Origin of the sequence: Streptomyces sp. CC224B (genome assembly GCF_030010595.1) — a bacterium.
Lineage (GTDB): Bacteria > Actinomycetota > Actinomycetes > Streptomycetales > Streptomycetaceae > Streptomyces > Streptomyces longispororuber.
In genome coordinates this window covers 1-2,657 of the sequence record NZ_JASCXL010000236.1, presented here as the reverse complement: position 1 = coordinate 2,657, position 2,657 = coordinate 1, and the positions used below count along the sequence as shown (strand labels likewise).

Annotated in this window: 4 protein-coding genes; 1 reads left to right on the top strand and 3 read right to left on the bottom strand. The window is 72.1% G+C overall.

The features are described from left to right. The 3 genes from QK440_RS41105 to QK440_RS41095 form a co-directional block, all read right to left on the bottom strand. The coding region (locus QK440_RS41105) for an NADH-quinone oxidoreductase subunit C (protein ID WP_282798375.1) at positions 1–638 on the bottom strand (638 nt) is incomplete at its 3' end. Next, entirely contained in the window at positions 635–1,249 is a 615-nt protein-coding gene (locus QK440_RS41100; protein ID WP_282798374.1) for an NADH-quinone oxidoreductase subunit B, read from the bottom strand. The genes QK440_RS41105 and QK440_RS41100, both read right to left, overlap by 4 nt. Continuing rightward, positions 1,240–1,620: an NADH-quinone oxidoreductase subunit A gene (locus tag QK440_RS41095; RefSeq protein WP_190139470.1), complete on the bottom strand. Its 381-nt coding sequence runs from the start codon at positions 1,618–1,620 to the stop codon at positions 1,240–1,242. Before QK440_RS41095 ends, QK440_RS41100 begins: the two co-directional genes overlap by 10 nt. Positions 1,621–2,017: 397 nt before the next feature. On the opposite strand from QK440_RS41095, the gene QK440_RS41090 reads away from it, so the two are divergent. Then, positions 2,018–2,657, top strand: a 640-nt coding sequence (locus QK440_RS41090) for a sensor domain-containing protein (RefSeq protein WP_282798373.1), incomplete at its 3' end; no start/stop codon positions are given.

Below are 2,657 nucleotides of genomic sequence, written 5' to 3'. Positions count from 1 at the left end.
GCGGCGCGTCCGGCCGCCGCGCGCCCCGCGCCCGCGGCCCGCGCGCCCCGCGCAGGCCGGGCCGGGGCCGCCGGGAGCTGGCCCTTCAGCGGGCCCCACTCGTTGGGGTCGGGCACACCGGGCGGGAGCATCTGGCGGCGCTTCGGACCGCCGTGCTCCGACTCGCCCGGCTCCTTGGCGCCGGGCCACGCCTTGGCGACGCGGGCCGCCAGCACGAAATCCTTGCGCAGCGGGTGGCCCTCGAAGCCCTCCGGCAGCAGCAGCGGCACCAGGTGCGGGTGGCCCTCGAAGCGGACGCCGAACATCTCGTGGGTCTCGCGCTCGTGCCAGGCCGCGCCCGCGTAGACGTCGACCGCGGACGGCAGTACGGGGGCCTCGTGCGGGACGGTCGTCCGGACGAGCAGGCGCCGTACCGGGGACAGCGCCACCACGTGGGCGCTCACGCGAAAGCCCGTGCCGGGCTCGTCGACGGCGCTCAGCCAGTCGAAGAAGGTGCAGCCGAGCCGGTCGCGGGCGGCGAGCAGGGCGTCGGTCCAGGCGGCGGCGGGGACGTCGACCGTCAGGACGTCGTACGACTCCTCGGCCGTGGCCTCCGTACCGAAGAGTTCCTCGACGGGGGAGGGCAGCCAGCCGGTCATCTCGCTCCCTCCGGGGGCGTCGGCGGGGTCACCAGGTCACTGCGGAGCGCCGCCGTCGAGGGACGCGCCCCGCCGGACCCGTACCGCTCCCCCAGGGTCTCGCGCGCGATCTTCTCCTGGAGCTTGAGGATGCCCTGGAGCAGTGCCTCGGGTCGCGGCGGGCAGCCGGGGACGTACACGTCGACGGGGATGATCTGGTCGACGCCCTTGGTGACGGAGTACGAGTCCCAGTAGGGGCCGCCGCAGTTGGCGCAGGCGCCGAAGGAGATGACGTACTTGGGCTCGGGCATCTGCTCGTACAGGCGCTTCACGGCGGGGGCCATCTTGTCCGTGACCGTGCCGGACACGACCATCAGGTCGGCCTGGCGCGGACCCGGCGCGAACGGGATCACACCGAGGCGGATGAAGTCGTGGCGGGCCATGGAGGCCGCGATGAACTCGATGGCGCAGCAGGCGAGGCCGAAGTTGAAGACCCACAGGCTGTAGCGGCGGCCCCAGTTCAGGACCACCTTCATCGGCTCGGGGGCGAGCCGGGACAGGACGCCCAGCTTCTTCGGCTCCGGGAGGAGCACGGGCTCGGACGGCCGCGCCGGCTCCTGGTTCACGTCCATGTCAGGACGCCCTTCTTGTAGGCGTACAGCAGTCCCACGGCGAGGAAGCCGAGGAAGATGAACATCTCGACGAGGGTCGTGGCGCCGTAGCCGGACTCGGCGAAGACCGTCGCCCACGGGAAGAGGAAGATCGAGTCGACGGCGAAGATCACGTAGAGGAAGGCGTACACGTAGTAGCGGACCTGGGTGTGGGCCCAGCCCTCGCCGACCGGGTCGACGCCGCACTCGTACGTGAGGAGTTTCTCGGGCGTCGGTACGACGGGCCGCAGCAGCCGCCCGGCGCCGAAGGCGACGGCGACGAACAGCACGCCGACGACGGCGAGCAGTCCGACGACGGAGTACGACTCGTAGTAGCTCGCCGCGACGTACATCGTCCCTGGCACGTCAGCCCCTCGCTCCCTGCACTCCGTGGCTCGCCCTGTTCGACGATCTGTACGCACGGGAGTCTAGGGCCTGCTAAAGGCGAGGTAAGCAGACTGTCGGGGACCGGGCGGGCGCGCGGCGGTCATCGGCCGGTTCCACCGGCGCACTCGGCCGGTTCCGCCGGATCGGTCTGCCGGTTCCGCCGGATCGGTCGGCCGGGTTCCAGCGGAACGGTCCGGGGAGTCCAGCGGAACGGTTGGCCAGGTTCCAGCGGAGCGGTCGAGTGGTTCCAGCGGAACGGTCGCCGGGTGGTTCCACCGCAACGGTCGGGTGGGGTTATCCACAGTGAGGTTCGGCGGCCCTCCTCATGGCGCGGGCCGCGGCGGGCCGTGCACTCTTGGATCCATGACCGCACGTTCGACGTCTTCGCAGGCCACACCGCGGGCCACACCGGATCCGCTGCCGCCTGCCCGGTTCGCGTACGACGCGTACACCTGGAAGGAGATATCCCACCTCCTGGCGAACCTGGCGACGGGAATCGTCGGGTTCGTGTACGTGGTGACGGCGCTGTCCATCGGCGTGTTCCTGTCGGTCACGGTCGTCGGCCTGCCGCTGCTCGCGCTCGCGCTGTACGGGGCGCGGCTCTTCGGCCGGTTCGAGCGGGGGCGGGCGCGGATGCTGCTCGGGGTGCGCATCGACGAGCCGAGCCCGATGCCGTTGCGGTCGCGTCGCGGCGGCGGCGCGCTGGCGTGGCTGTGGTCGACCCTGAAGGACCCGGTGGGCTGGCGGGCGATGCTGTACGGCTTCATCCGCCTGCCGTGGGGCATCGTGACGTTCACGGTCGTCCTCACGGGGCTGTTCGTGGCGTGGCCGGTGCTGCCGTTCATCGTGCGCGGTCTCGCGAACGCCGACCGGGCGATGGCGCGGGGGCTGCTCTCGCCGTCGGACGAGCTGGAGCGGCGCATCGCGGAGCTGGAGTCGGACCGGGGCGTGGTCGTGGACACGGCCGCGGCGGACCTGCGGCGCATCGAGCGCGACCTGCACG

Excerpts from the sequence above, each read along its gene's own strand:
- QK440_RS41100 (WP_282798374.1), bottom strand. The coding sequence starts at position 1,249 with ATGGACGTGAACCAGGAGCCGGCGCGGCCGTCCGAGCCCGTGCTCCTC.
- QK440_RS41095 (WP_190139470.1), bottom strand. The coding sequence starts at position 1,620 with ATGTACGTCGCGGCGAGCTACTACGAGTCGTACTCCGTCGTCGGACTG.